We start from the raw sequence: 17,389 nt of genomic DNA, 5'->3' as shown, positions 1-17,389 counted from the left end.
AAATACCCTCGGGGGTGAATTCGGGCCGCAGGCCCGAAGAGGGGGCAGAGCCCCCCACAAACAAAAATGCCGACACGCCCCCGCCACACCCCGCGCCGCGCTCACAACAGCACCCAACGACCTCACCCGTAAGCCGCCAGCATCTCCTTCAGGTCCGCCAGCGTGTTGGCCTCGCCCGCGGCTTTGTCGTGGCGCCAGCGGGACATGCGGGGAAAGCGCAGGGCGACGCCGGACTTGTGGCGGGGGCTTTCGAAGATGCCCTCGAAGGCGATCTCGAAGACATGCTCCGGGGTCACCTGGCGCACCGGGCCGAAGCGGTTCTGGGTGTTCTTGCGCACCCAGGCGGTGATCTGGCGGAACTCGGCGTCGGTGAGCCCGGAATAGGCCTTGGTGAAGGGCACCAGCGCCTCGCCGTCCCAGACCGCGAAGGTGAAATCGGTGAAGAGGTTCGCCCGCCGTCCGTGGCCCTGCTGGGCGTAGATCATCACCGCGTCGATGGTCAGCGGGTCGAGCTTCCATTTCCACCAGTCGCCCTTCTTGCGGCCCGAGAGATAAGGGCTGCCTGCGCGCTTCAGCATGACGCCCTCGGCGCGCATCTCGCGGGCCTCGGCGCGGTGGCGGGCAAGGGCCTGCCAATCGGTGAAATCGATGCGCGGCGAAGGGCGGATCGGCGCCTCGGGCGGCACCTCGGCCAGATGCGCCTCGAGCCGCGCGCGGCGCTCGGCCAGCGGCGTGTCGCGGATGTCCGCGCCGCCGTCCTCCAGGAGGTCATAGGCCAGGAGGATCACCGGCGCCTCGCGCAGGAGCTTCTTCGGCACCGTCTTGCGCCCGATCCGGGCCTGCAGCGTGTTGAAGGGCAGGGGCATCGAAGTCGCCGCGTCCCAGGCGACGATCTCGCCGTCGATCACCGTGCCTTCTGGCAGATAGTCGCGGAGCGGCGCGAGCTCGGGGAAACGGTCGGTCATCAGCTCCTCGCCGCGCGACCAGACGTGATGCTCGGCACCGCGGATCAGCACCTGGCCGCGGATGCCGTCCCACTTCCATTCCGCCTGCCAGTCCGCGGGCGGCCCGAGGCTCTCGGGGCCCTCGTCGAGCTGGTAGGCGAGGTAGAAGGGATAGGGCCGCGAGGCGTCGGCGGCGGGGTCCTCGGCCTCGATCAGCGCGTGATAGCTGGTCTCGGCGGGCTGCCAGGCGCCCATGAGCTTATGCGCCAGAACCGCCTCCTCCTGGCCGGTGGCGCGGGCCAGGGCGCGGGTCATCAGCTTGCGGCTGACGCCGATGCGGAAGCCGCCTGTGATCAGCTTGTTGAAAAGGAAGCGCTCGGTGGTGTCGAGCCGGTCCCAGGCCGAGAGGATGCGCGCCCGGCGCTCGGCGATCTCGAGGCCGGGCAGGGCACGCAGCTCGGCGATCCACTCCGAGAGCGGCAGGTCGCTCTCCGCCCCGGGCGGCGGCAGGACCAGCGCGATGGTCTCGGCGAGGTCGCCGACGATCGGGTAACTCTCCTCGAGCAGCCAGAGCGGGATGCCCGCGCGCTCGGCCGCCCATTCGCGCAGCTGCGTCGTGGTCACCGCGCGCTTGGGGCGGCGGCCGGAAAAAAGCGCGATGGTCCAGAGCTTGTCGGCGTCCGAGGCTTGCGTGAAATAGCGCGCCAGCGCGGCGGTCTTGGCGCTGGTGCGGGTGGTCTGGTCGACGGCGGCGAAGAGCGCGGCGAAGTCCTTCATGCCGCGGCCCCGCTGTCGGATGCGGGCGCGGTCTCCTCGGCTTCCTCGGTGCCGAACTCGGTCTGCAGCACCTCGGCGTCCCAGCCGCTGGCGTTCAGCCAGCGCGCGAAGATCTCGGTGTAACCATGCGTGACGTATAGTTTTTCCGCGCCGGTCTCGCGGATCGCCTCGTGCAGCCCCTCCCAGTCGGCGTGATCGGAGACGACGAAGCCGCGGTCCATGGCGCGCCGCCGCCGCACCCCGCGCAGGGCCATCCAGCCCGAGGCGAAGGCCTGGCTCGAAGGCCCGAAGCGCCGCATCCAGGGCGTGCCAAGCGCCGAGGGCGGCGCGATGACCAGCGCGCCCGGGGTTTTCTTGGGGTCGTTCTCCTCCGACACCTGGGCGGTCGCGGGCAGCGCCAGCCCCTGGTCGCGCAGGATGGCATTGGTCGCCTCCACCGCGCCATGGGTCAGGATCGGGCCTGTCTCAGGATCGAGCAGGGTCAGCACCCGCTGCGCCTTGCCGAGCGAATAAGCGCCCAGGACCGAGGTCACGCCGGCGGCGGCATTGGCCTGCCACCAGGCGTTGATCTCGCCCGCCACCTCTTCCTCGGGGCGCCATTTGAAGACCGGCAGGCCAAAGGTGCATTCGGAGATGAAGGTGTGGCAGCGCACCGGCTCGAAGGGTTCGGACAGCCGGTCGGGCGCGGTCTTGTAGTCGCCCGAGACCACCCAGGTCTCGCCGCCGACCGAGACGCGGATCTGCGCCGAGCCGGGGATGTGGCCGGCGGGGTGGAAGCTGACCTCGGCATCGCCGATGCGCGTGGTCTCGCCGAAGCGGATGGTCTCGAGGTCGATCTGGCCGAGCCGGTAGCGCATGACCGGGGCGGCGACCTCGGTGGCGAGGTAGCGCGCATGACCGAGCCGGGCGTGATCGGCATGGCCATGGGTGATCAGCGCCCGGTCGACGGGGCGCCAGGGGTCGATGAAAAAATCGCCCGCGGGGCAGTAGATGCCGCGGTCGGTGAAGGTGAGGACGGGCTCGGCCATGAGGGCCATGATAGGGCAGGCGGAGGGCCGCGCCAGAGGCGGGCGGGGCGGTCTTTGCGCTGGCCGCTGTGTCGGGCCGAGACGTCGTGCCAACGGCGGGGCTCGCGCTTGTAGCCCGGCGCGTCAGGCGCAGGGCCAGGTCCGCGCCCCTCAGGCCCGCGCATCTGGTGCGAGGCCCGGCCCGGGCCCCTCAGGCCCGCGCGCTTTGCGGCCCGCCGTTCTCTTCCTCGCGGGTAGAAGCCCCGGCGGCGTCGTAATGGGCGATCAGCGCCTCGGTGATCTCGCCCCGGACCTCGGGGCCCTCCATCAGCACCTCGTGTTCGCCGCCGGGCACGGTGACCAGGCGTCCGCCCGGCCAGCCCGCCATACGCTGGGCGATGCGCGGCACGTCGACGATGCGCTCGTTCGAGCCCACGAAGGTCAGGCAGGGATAGTCCGGCGCCGGCATCCGCGCCAGCGTCCGGCATTCGACCAGCGCCTCGTTCAGCCAGCGCAGCGAGGGCCCGCCGAGCTGCAAGCCCGGTTCGGCGATGACCTGGGCGCGCATGTAGTCATACATCTCGCGGTCGCGGGTCAGCAGGTTGTCGTCGAAGGTCTCGGCCACGACGTAGCTGTCGGGGCTGGTGCCGGGCGCGATGGTATGGCCCAGCCCCACCCGCGAGGAGCTCCAGGACAGGGCCCAGGCCGCGGGCCGCATGAAGGGCGAGATGCGGATGCCCCACATCGGCCCGGTGAAGCCCGCGCCCGCCACCGGCAGGCCGTTCATCAGCGCCCGCAGCCCGATGCAGCCGCCCATGCTGTGGGCAAGCAGGTGCCAAGGCTTCGGCAGACCTTCGGCCTCGGCCCAGCTCAGCGCGGCGTCGAGGTCGCGCTGGTAGTCGTCGAAGACATGCACATGGCCGGTGCGGACATCGGTCAGAAGCCGGTCCGACAACCCTTGGCCGCGCCAGTCGATGGTCAGCGTGTGATAGCCCGCGCGGGCGAAATCGGCCGCGGTGCGGCCGTATTTCTCGATGTATTCGGTGCGGCCGGGCAAGAGAAGCACCGTGCCCGCCGCGCCGCCGGGGTAATGCCCGATGCGCAGGCGCGTGCCGTCCACGGCCGCCACCCAGAGCGCGCGCGCGCCCTCTGGCCCCTCGGCCTCTTGGGCCAGGAAGGGGGCCGTCTCGGCCATCAGGAGAGGACGCCCGCCAGCTTCATCGCCAGGCCCATGTCGCCGTCGATCGACAGCTTGCCCGACATGAAGGCCGCGGTGGGGTTCATCTCGCCCTCGAGGATCTCGCGGAAGGTGTCGGCATCGGCGGTCATGGTGACATCGGCGTCTTCATCCGCGGCGCGGGCGCCGTTGTCGTCCATGATGATCGTGCCTTCGCCCTCGATGTCGAACTTGACGGTGCCGCCGATGTCCTGGCCGTCCATCTTGGCGTTCAAGGCCGAGACCGCCTCGGTGATCGTGTCGCTCATGCGTGGTGTCCTCCATGTGATCGCGCGCGGGTGTTCACAAGCCGCGCGGCCGCGCTATCCTCCTTGGCACCATGATTAGGCCGCGCGCGAAATTCAAATCTACCGTCACGGCATTTCTGGCCGTGCTGGCGTTTTCCCTTCCGTCACTTGGCCAGGCCGAGGGCGGCAGCGAGCGCGCGGCGGAACTTCTGCGCGACCTCGGCGCCGCGGAGACCCCGGCCGAGGCGCGCCGGCTCGAACGCGAGCTGGAGCTGGAATGGTCGAAATCCGGCTCGGCGGCCATGGACCTTCTGTTGCGCCGCGGGCGCGACGCGCTCGAGGTGCAGGAGCTTGACCGCGCGGTCGAGCACCTGCGCGCGCTGACCGACCATGCGCCGGGCTTCGCCGAGGGCTGGCACACCCTGGCCCAGGCCTATTACGCGCAGGACCGGCTGGGGCTTTCGGCCGATGCGCTGGAGCGGACGCTGGCGCTCAATCCCAACCATTACGGGGCCTTGCAGGGGCTCGGCGCGATCTTCGAACACCTGGGCGATGCCCAGCGGGCCTACCGCGCCTATGACGCCGCGGACGCATTGCGTCCCTTCGACGAACGTGTGACCAATGCGCTGACGCGGCTCGACCTCCTCGCGAACGGGTATCGCCTCTGATCGGCCAAAGGGCGTTACATGCTCATGAACTCGCGGGTCGCGGCCATTCTCGGCCCGACCAATACCGGCAAGACGCATTACGCCATCGAGCGGATGCTGGGCTATCGCACCGGCATGATCGGCCTGCCGCTGCGGCTGCTCGCGCGCGAGGTCTACGACAAGATCGTCGCCGCCCGCGGCCCCTCGGTGGTGGCGCTGGTCACCGGCGAAGAGCGCATCGTGCCGCCGCGCGCCGCCTATTGGGTCTGCACCGTCGAGGCCATGCCCGAGGGCATGGGCACCGATTTCGTCGCCATCGACGAGATCCAGCTTTGCGCCGATCCCGAGCGCGGCCATGTCTTCACCGACCGGCTCCTGCGGATGCGGGGCACCCACGAGACGCTGTTCATGGGCTCCGACACCATGCGCGGGCCGATCGCCGAGCTGGTCCCGGGCTGCGAGTTCATGCGCCGGGAGCGGATGAGCCAGCTGAGCTACACGGGTTCGAAAAAGACAAGCCGCATCAAGCCCCGCACCGCGATTGTCGGATTTTCGGTTGAGAATGTATATGCCATCGCCGAGCTTCTGCGCCGCCAGAAGGGCGGCGCGGCGGTGGTCATGGGGGCGCTCAGCCCGCGCACGCGCAACGCGCAGGTGTCGCTTTATCAAAATGGCGAGGTCGACTACCTGGTCGCCACCGACGCCATCGGCATGGGGCTCAACCTGGACATCGACCACGTTGCCTTCTCCTCGCTGGTGAAGTTCGACGGGCGGCGGATGCGGCCCCTGGCGCCGAACGAGCTGGCGCAGATCGCCGGCCGCGCGGGCCGGGGGATGCGCGACGGCACCTTCGGCGTGACCGGCGAGGCGCCGCCGCTGGAGGACGAGGTCGCCGAGGCGATCTGCAACCACCGCTTCACGCCGCTGCGCAAGCTGCAGTGGCGCAACCCGAAGCTCTCCTTCGGCACGCCCGAGGCGCTGATCGCCTCGCTCGAGGCGGCCAGCGAGGATCCGCTGCTTCTGAAGGCGCGCGAGGCCGACGACCTCAAGGCGCTGAAGGAGCTCGCGACGCGGGCGGAAATCCGCGCCCGGGCCAGCGACGCGCGGTCGGTGCAACTCTTGTGGGATGTCTGCCGGATCCCCGATTTCCGCGGCATCAGCCAGGCGGAACACGCGGGCCTGCTTGACGTTATCTTCCGGCATCTGCACGAGCGCGGCACCGTGCCGGACGATTTCATCGCGCGGCAGGTGCACCGCATCGACCGGGTCGACGGCGACATCGACATGTTGTCGAAACGGCTGGCCTATATCCGCACATGGACCTACGTCGCGCAACGCCGTGGCTGGGTCTCCGACGAGACCCATTGGCGAGACCGGACGCGGGCGGTAGAAGACAGGGTGTCAGACGCGCTGCACGAGCGGCTGACACAGAGATTCGTGGACCGGCGGACCAGCGTGTTGCTCCGCCGGTTGAAGCAGAAGGAGGCCCTCTTGGCCGAAGTGAACGACAAGGGTGAAGTGACCGTCGAGGGCGAGTTTATCGGCCGTCTCGAAGGGTTCCGCTTCCGGCAGGACAAGGACGCCAAGGGCGAAGAGGCGAAGACGCTGAAATCCGCGTCGCTTCAGGCGCTTGCGCCGCATTTCCATCTGCGCGCGGATCGGTTCTACAACGCTCCCGACACCGAGATCGACTTTACCGAACAGGGCGGTCTGATGTGGGGCGAGCAGGCCGTCGGCAAGCTCGAGCGCGGCGACGATCCGATGAAGCCCCGCGTGGCGGCCTTCGTCGACGACGAGGCGGGCCCCGAGGTGCGCCAGAAGGTCGAGCGCCGGTTGCAGCATTTCATCGACCGCAAGGTCGCGGCGCTCTTCGAGCCCCTGATGAACATCCAGCGCGACGAGGCGCTGACCGGGCTCGCCAAGGGCTTCGGCTTCCAGATGATCGAGGCCATGGGCGTCATCCCGCGCGCCAAGGTCGCCGACGAGGTCAAGGCGCTGGACCAGGAGGCCCGCGGCGCGCTGCGCAAGCACGGCATCCGCTTCGGCCAGTTCACCATCTTCATGCCGCTTCTCCTGAAACCCGCGCCGACCCGGCTGCGGCTGGTGCTCTGGAGCCTCGCGCAGGGCCGCGACACCTTCCCCGAGGCGCCGCCGCCGGGGCTGGTGACCGTGCCCGCCGACCAGGGCACGCCGCAGGACGAGTTCGCGATCATGGGCTACCGCAAGGCCGGCACCCGGGCGATCCGCATCGACATGCTCGAGCGGCTGGCCGACCTCGTGCGGGTCGAGGACAGCCGCGGCGGCTTCGAGGCCACCGCCGACATGCTCTCGATCACCGGGCTGACGCTGGAGCAGTTCGCCGACCTCATGGAGGGCCTCGGCTACCGCGCCGAGAAGGGCGAACGCGCCAAGCAGAAGCCGGTCGATGCCGCCGTCCCGGTCGAGGAGGGCGCGTCCACCGAAGCCGGCGCCGATGCCGCCGAGGACGAGGCCGCGCCTGCCGAGGACGCTCCGGTCTTCGACAAGGGCACGCCCGAGGCCATCGAGCCCGGCGCGGTGACCGGCGAGGCCGAGGCCCCGGCGGCCCCCGCCGAGGACCCGGCCGAGGAGAAGGTCGCCGAGATCGCCGATCACGGCGAGGCGCCGCTGGCCGCAGAGCCGGCCGAGGATGTGCCCGAGACCCCGGTCGCCGAGACCCCGCCCGAGGAGACGCCGCTGGGCGAGGCCCCCGACGCCGCCGTCGCCGGGCCCGAGATCGAGGTCTTCTACACCTTCACCTGGGCCGGCAACCGCAACCGCGACCGCGGCGGCAAGGGCCGTCCGCAGGGCCGGGGCGGCCCGCCCAAGGGCAAGGGCAAGCCGAAGGGCAAGCGCCCGCCGCAGCAGGCCAAGAACTACGAGGCGCGCCCGCCGAAGAAGGACAAGATCGACCCCGACAACCCCTTCGCCGCGGCGCTCTCGGGGTTCAACAAGGGCAAGTCCTGAAGAACTGCGCGCGGCGGGCCCACCGCCCGCGCGGCATGGCAGGTCCAGAGATGAGCGACAGGATCCGCATCGACAAATGGCTCTGGCAGGCGCGGTTCTTCAAGACCCGCAGCCTGTCGGCCAAGGTCGTGGCCTCGGGCCGCGTGCGGGTGAACGCGCAGCCGATCTCCAAGCCCGCCTTCGCGGTGGGGCCGGGGGACGTGCTGACCTTCCCGCAGGCGCATGAGATCCGGGTGATCCGGGTGCTTGCGCCCGGGGCGCGGCGCGGGCCGGCCTCGGAGGCGCGGACGCTTTACGACGATCTCGACCCGCCGCGGCCAAAAGACCGCAGTGCAACGCCGCATGTGCCGAAGTATGAAGGCAGCGGTCGCCCGACCAAGAAGGAAAGACGCCAGCTCGATCAAACCCGCCGTGAGGTTCTTGAATGATCCCGGCGCTTGGTCTAGCCAACCCTCGGATCAGCTTACGGACCTCTCGAACATGACCTATATCGTCAATGACGCCTGCATCGCCTGCAAGTATACCGACTGCGTCGAGGTCTGTCCGGTCGACTGCTTCTACGAAGGCGAGAACATGCTGGTGATTCACCCCGATGAATGCATCGACTGCGGTGTCTGCGAACCCGAATGCCCCGCCGATGCGATCCGGCCCGACACCGAGCCGGAAGCCGAGAAGTGGGTCGAGTTCAACCGGAAATACTCCGAGCTCTGGCCGGTGATCATCACCAAGAAGGACCCTCTGCCCGAGGCCGAAGAGCGCGACGGCGAAGAGGGCAAGCTCGAGAAATACTTCTCGGAGAAGCCCGGCGAAGGCGGCTGACGCGATTCGAGCCGGCGCCCCCGGGCGCCGTGCGCACCTGAAGGACGAGGCGTAACCCCTTGATACACTGGGGTTAGCGCGATCTACCGCTTGCGCTGTTCAGCGCCCCGGAATTGTGCTATATTCTCGTTACAAATGAGAACGCTGCAACCATACCAGGTCGCGGGGTCTGCGCCCCGCTGGTAATTTTCTTGATCGAACCAAGTGAACGGATCCCCCAAGGTATCCGGGCACTTTTTTCGTCTGGAAGGTTCAGCGTTCAAGCTGCCTGAGGAACCCTAATGACCAAGACCAAACAGTCGTCCGAATTCCGTCCGAACGATTACGTCGTCTACCCGGCGCATGGTGTGGGGCAGATCATGTCGATCGAAGAGCAAGAGATTGCCGGCATCACGATGGAGCTGTTCGTGATCTCCTTCGAGAAGGACAAGATGACTCTGCGCGTGCCGACCCACAAGGCGACGGAGGTGGGCATGCGGACCCTGTCCTCGCCCGACGTGGTCAGCCAGGCGATGAAGACCCTCCAGGGCAAGGCCAAGGTGAAGAAGGCCATGTGGTCGCGCCGCGCCCAGGAATACGAGCAGAAGATCAACTCCGGCGACCTGATCGCCATCGCCGAGGTGGTGCGCGACCTGCACCGCGCCGACGATCAGCGCGAGCAGAGCTACTCCGAGCGGCAGCTTTATGAAGCCGCGCTCGAGCGGCTCACCCGCGAGGTGGCGGCGGTCTCCGGCGGCGACGAGATCGCGGCGGCCAAGCAGGTCGACGAGGTGCTGGTCTCCCGCGCCGCCTGAGCCGGCAACGGTCCCGCAAGGAATTGGCCGCGTCCCCGAGGGGCGCGGCCTTTTCCATGGGCGGAGATAGGGGGCGAGGGGGAGGCCGAAGGCCGGTCAGGTGCGGCGAGCGAGGCCAGGGGGAGGTCGGGTGCCGGAGCGTAGACGGCGGCCTGTCAGGCGCGGGGGAGGCCTGCGGCCGGTCAGTTGCTCGGGAGAGACTGGCGCGAGTCAGCTCCCGCCTCGGAGCCGAACCCGGAGCAAATGCCGGTCTTGTCAGGGCATTGAAAAGCCAAGCTGCCCGCGGCATCCGCTGAACGCCTCCTCAACAGCCCCGCTGCCACCTCCCGCCTAACGCCCCAGCCCGCCAGCCGGGCAGGCGGCCCGCCGACCGTCGCCCCTCACGCCGCGTCCTCCTTGCGCTCCAGCGCCGAGAACAGCGCCGTCTCCAGCTCCTTCTCCAGCTCCTGCGCGCGGGCCACGTATTCGGGGTTGTCGACCGCCCGCACCCCCGGCTTCCAGAGCTTCGCCAGCTCCCGCACCGTCATCCGGTCGTGGTCGAAGAAGGTCCGCTCGGCCTGCGAGGCCTCGTATTCTGTCAGCCCGATGTTCTCGAGCACGTAGCGCCCGGCGCGGATCGAACTGTCGAAGGTCTCGCGCACGATGTCGTCGGCCCCGGCCTGGTAAAGCTCGTAGACATGCGTCCGGTCCCGCGCGCGAGCGACGATGTGCAGATCCTCCCCGCGCGCCTGCCGGGCATAGGCCACCAGCGTGTTGGTGGCCTTGGGATCGTCGAGCGCAACGCAAAGCACCCGCGCCTTGTGCAGCCCCGCCGCATGCAGAAGCTCGGGCCGCGTCGGGTCGCCGAAATAGCCCTTGAAGCCGAAGCGCCGCATGAGCTGGATCGTCTCCATGTCGTGGTCGATCACCACGGTCTGGAAGCCCGAGCTTTGCAGGAGCCGGTTCACGATCTGCCCGAAGCGCCCGATGCCCGCGATGATCACCGGCGCGGTCTCGTCGATCTCGTCGTCCTCGGGCCGGTCCGAGGTCGGCGCGAAACGCTTCGAAATCGCCTCGTAGGCCAGGAAGACCAGCGGCGTGAACAGCATCGAAAGCGCGATGACCAGCAGGATGCGCTCGCCCAGGGCGCCGGTCAGCACGTCCTGCTGCAGCGAGAAGCTCACCAGCACGAAGCCGAACTCGCCCGCCTGCGCGAGCCCCATGGTGAAGAGCGCGTTGTCCGAATGCCGGAGCCCGAAGATCCGCGCCAGCCCGTAGAGGATCAGCCCCTTCAGGGTCATCATCCCCAGCGTCAGCCCGAGGATCAGGAAAGGCTCGGCGAAGAAGGTGGTGAAGCTGATGCCCGCACCGACGGTGATGAAGAACAGCCCCAGGAGCAGCCCCTTGAAGGGTTCGATGTCCGATTCGAGCTCGTGGCGGAACTCCGAGTTGGCCAGCACCACCCCGGCGAGGAAGGTGCCGAGCGCCGGCGACAGGCCCACGAGGATCATCAGGAAGGCGATGCCCAGCACGATCAGGAGCGCGAAGGCGGTGTACATCTCGCGCAGGCGGGCCTGGTGGATGAAGCGGAAGAGCGGGCCGATCAGGTAGATCCCGGCGAGGATGATCGCCGCGATGGCGCCCAGCGTGACCAGCGCCACGCCCCAGCCCGGCAGCCCCTCGACGAGGCTCATGGTGGCATGGGCCCCGTGCTCGCCATGGTCGCGCTCGATCGAGCCGTCGGGCGAGAGGCTCGCGTGCTGGGGCAGGGCCAGGAGCGGCAAGAGCACCAGCATCGGGATCACCGCGATGTCCTGGGTCAGGAGCACCGAGAAGATCGAGCGCCCGCCGCCGGTCTGGATCAGCCGTTTCTCGGTCAGGGTCTGCAGCACGATGGCCGTCGAGGAGAGCGAGAAGATCAGCCCCACCGCCAGCGCCGGCTGCCAGGCCAGCCCCATGGCCATGGCCGCCGCCGTCACCGCCGCGGTGGTCAGCCCGACCTGCAGCCCGCCGAGGCCGATGAGCTTGGTGCGCATGTCCCAAAGCGCGCGGGGTTCCAGCTCGAGCCCGATCAGGAAGAGCATCATCACCACGCCGAACTCGGCGAAATGCTGGATGTCCTCGGTCTCGTGCACCAGCCCCAGGATCGGGCCGATCACCAGCCCCGCGGCGAGGTAGCCCAGCACCGAGCCCAGCCCCAGCCGCGAGGCGATGGGCACGGCGATCACCGCCGCGAGAAGGTAGATCGAGGCCTGAAGCAGGAATGTGTCCATCGGCGGAGGCTCCCTTCGGGGTCCGGTCTATAGTGCCGCCTGGGGCGCGGGGCGCAATGGGCGGAGGCGCGCGGACCCCCTGCGCCAGGGCTCAGAGCGGCAGGGCTGCATCCGCCTTGAGCTGGTCCATGACGATCTGGCTCTGCACCCGCGCCACGGTAGCATGCGACAGGAGCACCTCGTGGATCAGCCGGTGCAGCGCGCGCAGGTCGGTCGTATAGGCCCGCAGGAGGTAGTCGGCCTCGCCGGTCAGCGTCCAGGCCGAGACCACCTCGGGCCGGGTGGCGATCAGCCGGGCGAAGCCCTGGGCCTGTTCGGGCCCGTGGCTTTCGAGGCTGACCTGGATGAAGGCCTGCACCGCCAGCCCCAGCCCCTCGGGGTCGAGCCGCGCGGTATAGCCGTGGATGGCGCCGGATTTCTCGAGCCGCTGGCGCCGCCGCCCTGCCTGGCTCGCCGAGAGGTTCAGCTCCTCGCCCAGGGCCTCGGCGGTGAGATGCGCGTCGCGCTGCAGCGCGGCCAGGAGCCGCAGGTCGGTCTCATCCAGCGATATGCGGGGTTTTTGCATGACCATGGGGAAACCTGCGGAACTGGTGCGGATTTTACGGTGAACATGCCGACATTCGCGCAACATCCGCATGGGCGCAAGTCTAGACTGGGGGAAAGTCAGACAGGAGAGGAATCATGGGTCCGTTTCCCCACGACGCCCCGCAGGCGAAGATCACCCCCGAGAACCCCGCCGGCACGGATGGCTTCGAGTTCGTCGAATTTGCCCATCCCGAGCCGCAGGTGCTGCGCGACCTCTTCGCCCGCATGGGTTATGCCCATGTCGCCACCCATAAGAGCAAGGCGGTCGAGCTCTGGCAACAGGGCGACATCACCTATGTGCTGAACGCCGAGCCCGGCAGTTTCGCCGCCCGCTTCGTCGAGGAGCACGGCCCCTGCGCGCCCTCCATGGCCTGGCGCGTGGTCGATGCCCAGCACGCCTTCGAACATGCGGTGAAGCTGGGCGCCGAGCCCTACGAGGGTGACGACAAGACCGTCGACTGGCCCGCGATCAAGGGCATCGGCGGCAGCCTGATCTATTTCACCGACCAGTATTTCGACACCTCGCCCTACAACGAGGACTTCGACTGGATCGCCACCTCCAAGCCCGAGGGCGTGGGCTTCTGGTATCTCGATCACCTGACCCACAACGTCTACAAGGGCAACATGGACACCTGGTTCCGCTTCTACGGGGACCTGTTCAACTTTCGCGAGATCCGCTTCTTCGACATCGAGGGCAAGTTCACCGGCCTTTACAGCCGCGCGCTGACCTCGCCCTGCGGCCGGATCCGCATCCCGATCAACGAGGACCGCGGCGAGAAGGGCCAGATCGTGGCCTATCTCGAGAAGTACAACGGCGAGGGCATCCAGCACATCGCCGTCGGCGCCAAGGACATCTACGCGGCGACCGATGCCATCGCCGAGAAGGGCGTGAAGTTCATGCCCGGCCCGCCGGACACCTATTACGACCTGAGCTTCGAGCGGGTGGCGGGCCATGACGAGCCGGTCGAGCGGATGAAGAAACACGGCATCCTGATCGACGGCGAGGGCGTGGTCGACGGCGGCGAGACCAAGATCCTGCTGCAGATCTTCTCGAAGACGGTGATCGGGCCGATCTTCTTCGAGTTCATCGAACGCAAGGGCGACGACGGCTTCGGCGAGGGCAACTTCAAGGCGCTCTTCGAGTCGATCGAGGCCGAACAGATTGCCAATGGGGAGCTGGAAGAGACCAGCTGATCCGAAGAACGAACAGGCAGAATTGACTGGCGCGCGCCCGATCCTCCGGCGCGCGTCTTTTTTTTGGGGGGGCGGGACCGGGAACCCCGCGTGGCACTCACTTGCACCACCCCCTTCTTGCGCCCGAACAGCACCGCAGGTGCCGGGCGCGCGCCGGACCGGCCCGATGGGCCGGCGCTCCTTGGGTTGGTGTGCTTAGCTCACAGCGAGCCCTGACCTTGTTGGGATAAAGTGCGTAGCTCAGAGGTCAGCAGCGCCGGCCCCCGGTCCGCCGCGCGCCCTCTGGTGGGGCTGGTGGAGAGGGAGCGGGGGCGGCTTCAGTTCAGAGGGCTGTGAACTCTGGATCTCGGGCTGCGATTTGCGCGGCTGTGAGGCTTTAGCAAAGAATTAGGGGCTAAGAGTTGCGAGCGGCGTGCCGGGTGTATTGGCGGAGGTGCGTCCGGTAGAAGCGCTCAACCAACCACGCCCCGCGCCGCCTTACCCCCGCGGCATCTCCAGCGTCATGTTGCGCCCGCCCTTCACGTAGCGCAGCTGGCTCTCGCCGATGGCCGAGACGCGCCCGCCGTCGAGCCGGTCTCCGACGCCGACCTTCACGTAGCGCCCGTTGCCGAGCCGCACCAGCGCCTGGCGGTTCGACTCGTTGCCGTAAACCCCGATCAGGTTGATCCGGCGCAGGTTCAGCGCGTTCTCCTCGGTCGCCGCGCGGCTGACCGAGGTGTTGGAGGGCACGCTCGGCGCCACGGTGCGGGGCGCGGCCTGGGCGACCTGCTGCGCTTGCGCGGGCGCGGGCGCGGCGGCGCGGCTGGCCTCCACGGCGGCGACGATGGCGGCGATATTGCCGGGCCGCCCGCTTGGCCGGTTCGAGGTCTCGACCGCCTGGGCGGTGGCGCTGCGGTCGGCCTCCAACTCGTCCTTGGCGTTCTCGGGGCGGAGCTCGGGCCGGAAGGCCGCCAGTTCGCTCCGCGAGAAGCCCGCGAGATTGGCGCGGTCGTTCTGTTCCTGCAGGTCCTCGGGCCGGGCCGAGGGGCGCAGGCCGCTGCTTTCTTGCACGCGGTTGAAGATCTCGGTCGGGGCCGGGCGCGAGCCGTCGCCGCGCTCGGGGATCGCCTCCATCAGCGGCGCCAGCGCCGCGCCGCGCCGGGGCGGCACCGCCGGCGGCAGCCCCGCGAAGATGCGCACCCTATCGGGGTTCACCGCGCCCTCGGGGGTGGCCCGCACCAGCCCGCGATCGTCGAGGTCGAAGGGCGTGCCCGCGGGCGCCGGGATCGGCAGCGAGGCCGGGGCGCTGTCGGGCGCGGCCGCGACCTCGGGCAGGGCGGTGGCGTCGAACTGCGGCACCTCCGGGTCGATCGAGGCGACATAGGGGTCGCCCGACTCCTCGCCCGCGATCTCGGCGGGCGCGCCCGGCGCGCGCTGCCAGATGCCGGTCGCGGCATAGGTGGCCTCGGCCTCCTCGGGCGAGAGCAGGCGGGGCGGGGCCTCGGCGGGCGCCTCTGGCAGGGCCGCCGGGGCCTCGGGGGCGGTCTCCTCGCCGGTCTCCTCGGAAGTCTCGGGGCTCTCGGGCGCGGGGCTCCGGGCGGCGTCGGTCTCCGCCCCGGTCTCGAGCCGGGCTTCGCGGACCGGGTCCGCCTCGGGCGCCGGGGCAGGCCGCGCCGCGGGCCGGGCGCTGGTCTCGAGCGGCAGGGCGGGCAGGTCCTCGGAAGGCGTCAGGCTCGCGACCGCGCTCTCGGGCGTCTCGCGGAAGAACCGCGCGATGCCGTCCTCGAGGAAGACCGAGGCCCAGGCCGCGACCCCCAGGAGGAAGACCAGCAGCGCCGAGGTCAGCATCAGGCCCAGGTAGCGCGGCTTGCCGCCGACATAGCCGTCCTTCCGGCGCGCGCCGAAGACGGTCATGCGCTCTTCCTCGGCGGCTTTCTCGGGGTCGATGCGCGGCTTGCGGGCGAAGAAGCTGCCGACCCCGGGGCGGGTGCCGCGCGGCAGGTTTTGCGCGGCCTCGGGGCCCGGCGCCTCCGCCGGGTCGTCGCGGCGCGAGCCCGAGAAGGCGGCGAGGCCCGCCGCAAGCGCGGGCGTGTCGACCGCCGTGCCCGCGGGCGCTTCGGTGCCCGGGCGCAGCGCGGCGATCCGGTCCCGTGCGCTGAGCGGTGGGCGCTCGGCGGGGTGGTCCTCGGCCTGGGGGGCGCGGCCTTGCGGGCGCTGCGGCGCCTGAGGCGCGGTGTCTCGGCGGCCTTCGCCCTGTGCCGCTGCGGCGGGGCGCAGCGGCGCGACGGGGGGCTCGGCTTGGGCCTCGGGCCGGGGCGGCTGGGCTTCAGCCCCCGAGCGGCGCGGGGCCGGTGGGATGTCGTCGCCTGCCCCGGCGCGCGGCGCGGGGGCCTGTCCCGAGGGCTTGGAGAGCTGCGGGCCGGGCTCCGCCGACCGCCCGGGCCGCGCGGGCGGCACCGGGGCGGCGCGGGACGCGCGCGCGGGCTTGGCCTCGGAGCCGGGCTCCGCTGGATCGCGCGGGGTCGCATCGGAGGGCCGCTCGGCGCGCAGCGGCGGTGTGGCGTCCGACCGGCGCTCCGAGCGCCGGGGCGGCGCGGGATCGGGGCGCGAGAGGCTCGCCTCGAGATCCGGCGCGGGCGTCGCGGGGCCCTCGGAAGCTTTCTTCGCGGCGGGTTTCTTCGGTGCCGCCGGGGCCTTGCGCTTGGGGGTCTTGCTCAGCGAGAGACGCCCGGCGGGGCGGTCCTCGGGGTTGGCCCTCAGCGGCGCGCGCGGGCTCTCGCCCGCCTCCTCGCGGCTGCGGGTGCTCTGGAAGGCGAAGGAGGCCTGCGCCGGCTCGGGGGCCTCCTTGGCTTTGGTCTCCGCTTCTGAGGGGGCCGGCGTGGGCGCGGGAGAGACCTCGGGCTCGGGCTCCGCCGCGCTTTCCTGGTCGGCGGACACGGGGCGGGCTGGCGTCGGCTCTACGTCAGAGGTCTTTGCGAGAGCTGCCTCGGGCACGTCTTCAGGAGAATCCGACGCCAAGGCGTCACCAGTCGCCGCTTCCGGCTCGTCGATAGGTTGATCGTTTTCCGCGGCTTCGGGCGTGTCTTCAAATTCTTCTGAAGCGGCGGCTTCGGCGATGGGGGCCTGCTCCGGTATCTCCGGGGCAAGTGCATCGTCCTGCGCGGCATCGGCGTGGCTCTGCGATGGGGCCGCATCCGCCTCGCCAGCCGCCGCATCCGGCGCTGCTTCGGCGTCAGCCGACGCATCCGCTGCGGCCTCGACGTCAGAAACACCAGCCGCCGCATCTGCCTTTGCCTCGGCGGTAGCCGCACCAGACGCCTCCACCCCCTCCGGCATCGGCACGATCTTCAGCCCGGCGCTCTCCGGCGTCAGCGCCTTGCCGGTCCAGCTCTGCGCAGGCCCGAAGACCACCTCGCGGCCGAAGCCGTTGCCCTTGGCCGCGACGAAGCCCACCGGCTGGAAGCCGTGTTCCAGCGCGAAGGCCTCGGCCTCGGCCAGGGTCTCCTCGGCCACGGCGGCGACATGCAGCCGTCCGCCGGTCTCCTCGGCGTCGATGCGCAGCTCGGCGACCGGGTAGGGCGTCGCGCCTTCGAGCGCCGCGCGGGCCGCGGTCTCGGGCGCGCCGCCGGCCTCGCGGTCGAGGAACTTGATCTGGTCCTCGGGCAGGATCAGCTTGACCTCGGTGCCATGGGGCGCCGCCGCCGCGGCCTCGCGCAGCCAGGCCATCTCGCGGGCCATGTCGCCGTCGAGCGCCGCCTCGCCGAGGATCGCCCAGCCGCCGCGCACCCGGCGCAGGAGGGTGATGCCGTCGAAGGACAGGTTCAGGGCGAATTCAGGTTTCATGGGGCACTCTTAGCATCGCTCAGGCACTCATGGGAGTCTGCAGTCGTCTCGGGGCACGCCTCTCCGCCAGGGCGCGCCGATATCCGCCGGCGCGGCTTG

Annotated in this window: 13 protein-coding genes; 6 read left to right on the top strand and 7 right to left on the bottom strand. The window is 70.0% G+C overall.

Going from position 1 to position 17,389, the window contains the following annotated elements; translation table 11 throughout:
• Positions 1-122: 122 nt before the first annotated feature.
• From LR948_RS00230 to LR948_RS00215, 4 genes are all read right to left on the bottom strand, one after another.
• Positions 123-1,721 (bottom strand): ATP-dependent DNA ligase, encoded by a 1,599-nt coding sequence (locus tag LR948_RS00230; protein ID WP_232751904.1) that lies wholly within the window; start codon positions 1,719-1,721, stop codon positions 123-125.
• Positions 1,718-2,749: a ligase-associated DNA damage response exonuclease gene (locus LR948_RS00225; protein ID WP_232751903.1), complete on the bottom strand. Its 1,032-nt coding sequence runs from the start codon at positions 2,747-2,749 to the stop codon at positions 1,718-1,720. Before LR948_RS00225 ends, LR948_RS00230 begins: the two co-directional genes overlap by 4 nt.
• Before the next feature lie 190 nt (positions 2,750-2,939).
• Positions 2,940-3,923: an alpha/beta fold hydrolase gene (locus LR948_RS00220; RefSeq protein WP_232751902.1), complete on the bottom strand. Its 984-nt coding sequence runs from the start codon at positions 3,921-3,923 to the stop codon at positions 2,940-2,942.
• On the bottom strand, positions 3,923-4,213 hold the full coding sequence (locus LR948_RS00215) for an SCP2 sterol-binding domain-containing protein (protein ID WP_232751901.1): 291 nt from the start codon (positions 4,211-4,213) through the stop codon (positions 3,923-3,925). Before LR948_RS00215 ends, LR948_RS00220 begins: the two co-directional genes overlap by 1 nt.
• 122 nt (positions 4,214-4,335) lie before the next feature.
• Here LR948_RS00215 and LR948_RS00210 point away from each other — a divergent pair, with 122 nt between their 5' ends.
• The 5 genes from LR948_RS00210 (at position 4,336) to LR948_RS00190 (ending at position 9,437) form a co-directional block, all read left to right on the top strand.
• Complete coding sequence (locus LR948_RS00210) at positions 4,336-4,860, top strand: tetratricopeptide repeat protein (protein ID WP_232751900.1); 525 nt, start codon at positions 4,336-4,338, stop codon at positions 4,858-4,860.
• Between the two features lie 18 nt (positions 4,861-4,878).
• Positions 4,879-7,824: a helicase-related protein gene (locus LR948_RS00205; protein ID WP_232751899.1), complete on the top strand. Its 2,946-nt coding sequence runs from the start codon at positions 4,879-4,881 to the stop codon at positions 7,822-7,824.
• 50 nt (positions 7,825-7,874) lie between these two features.
• Complete coding sequence (locus LR948_RS00200; protein WP_232751898.1) at positions 7,875-8,252, top strand: RNA-binding S4 domain-containing protein; 378 nt, start codon at positions 7,875-7,877, stop codon at positions 8,250-8,252.
• Positions 8,253-8,304: 52 nt separating this feature from the next.
• Positions 8,305-8,643: a ferredoxin FdxA gene (gene fdxA, locus LR948_RS00195; RefSeq protein ID WP_232751897.1), complete on the top strand. Its 339-nt coding sequence runs from the start codon at positions 8,305-8,307 to the stop codon at positions 8,641-8,643.
• Positions 8,644-8,924: 281 nt separating this feature from the next.
• On the top strand, positions 8,925-9,437 hold the full coding sequence (locus LR948_RS00190) for a CarD family transcriptional regulator (protein ID WP_232751896.1): 513 nt from the start codon (positions 8,925-8,927) through the stop codon (positions 9,435-9,437).
• 380 nt (positions 9,438-9,817) lie between these two features.
• Here the strand turns inward: LR948_RS00190 and LR948_RS00185 are convergent, their stop codons facing one another.
• Together LR948_RS00185 and LR948_RS00180 are read right to left on the bottom strand one after the other, a co-directional pair.
• Complete coding sequence (locus LR948_RS00185) at positions 9,818-11,689, bottom strand: monovalent cation:proton antiporter-2 (CPA2) family protein (protein ID WP_232751895.1); 1,872 nt, start codon at positions 11,687-11,689, stop codon at positions 9,818-9,820.
• A 91-nt stretch (positions 11,690-11,780) separates the two neighbouring features.
• Positions 11,781-12,254: an Lrp/AsnC family transcriptional regulator gene (locus tag LR948_RS00180; RefSeq protein ID WP_370634839.1), complete on the bottom strand. Its 474-nt coding sequence runs from the start codon at positions 12,252-12,254 to the stop codon at positions 11,781-11,783.
• 116 nt (positions 12,255-12,370) lie between these two features.
• Here LR948_RS00180 and hppD point away from each other — a divergent pair, with 116 nt between their 5' ends.
• Positions 12,371-13,468: a 4-hydroxyphenylpyruvate dioxygenase gene (gene hppD, locus LR948_RS00175; protein WP_232751893.1), complete on the top strand. Its 1,098-nt coding sequence runs from the start codon at positions 12,371-12,373 to the stop codon at positions 13,466-13,468.
• Positions 13,469-13,945: 477 nt separating this feature from the next.
• On the opposite strand, the gene LR948_RS00170 is transcribed toward hppD, so the two are convergent.
• A complete protein-coding gene (locus tag LR948_RS00170) occupies positions 13,946-17,290 on the bottom strand; it encodes a hypothetical protein (RefSeq protein WP_232751892.1) in 3,345 nt (1,114 codons plus the stop codon).
• Positions 17,291-17,389 lie beyond the last annotated feature (99 nt).

The sequence above is a fragment of the Roseivivax sp. GX 12232 genome, from assembly GCF_021272185.1.
Taxonomy (GTDB): Bacteria; Pseudomonadota; Alphaproteobacteria; order Rhodobacterales; family Rhodobacteraceae; genus Roseivivax.
Note: the sequence above shows the minus strand (reverse complement) of the source record. Positions and strands in the feature narration are given on the sequence as shown.

Coding starts and splice junctions, on each gene's coding strand:
- LR948_RS00230 (WP_232751904.1), bottom strand. CDS start 1,721: ATGAAGGACTTCGCCGCGCTCTTCGCCGCCGTCGACCAGACCACCCGC.
- LR948_RS00225 (WP_232751903.1), bottom strand. CDS start 2,749: ATGGCCGAGCCCGTCCTCACCTTCACCGACCGCGGCATCTACTGCCCC.
- LR948_RS00220 (WP_232751902.1), bottom strand. CDS start 3,923: ATGGCCGAGACGGCCCCCTTCCTGGCCCAAGAGGCCGAGGGGCCAGAG.
- LR948_RS00215 (WP_232751901.1), bottom strand. CDS start 4,213: ATGAGCGACACGATCACCGAGGCGGTCTCGGCCTTGAACGCCAAGATG.
- LR948_RS00205 (WP_232751899.1), top strand. CDS start 4,879: ATGCTCATGAACTCGCGGGTCGCGGCCATTCTCGGCCCGACCAATACC.
- LR948_RS00200 (WP_232751898.1), top strand. CDS start 7,875: ATGAGCGACAGGATCCGCATCGACAAATGGCTCTGGCAGGCGCGGTTC.
- fdxA (WP_232751897.1), top strand. CDS start 8,305: ATGACCTATATCGTCAATGACGCCTGCATCGCCTGCAAGTATACCGAC.
- LR948_RS00190 (WP_232751896.1), top strand. CDS start 8,925: ATGACCAAGACCAAACAGTCGTCCGAATTCCGTCCGAACGATTACGTC.
- LR948_RS00185 (WP_232751895.1), bottom strand. CDS start 11,689: ATGGACACATTCCTGCTTCAGGCCTCGATCTACCTTCTCGCGGCGGTG.
- LR948_RS00180 (WP_370634839.1), bottom strand. CDS start 12,254: ATGCAAAAACCCCGCATATCGCTGGATGAGACCGACCTGCGGCTCCTG.
- hppD (WP_232751893.1), top strand. CDS start 12,371: ATGGGTCCGTTTCCCCACGACGCCCCGCAGGCGAAGATCACCCCCGAG.
- LR948_RS00170 (WP_232751892.1), bottom strand. CDS start 17,290: ATGAAACCTGAATTCGCCCTGAACCTGTCCTTCGACGGCATCACCCTC.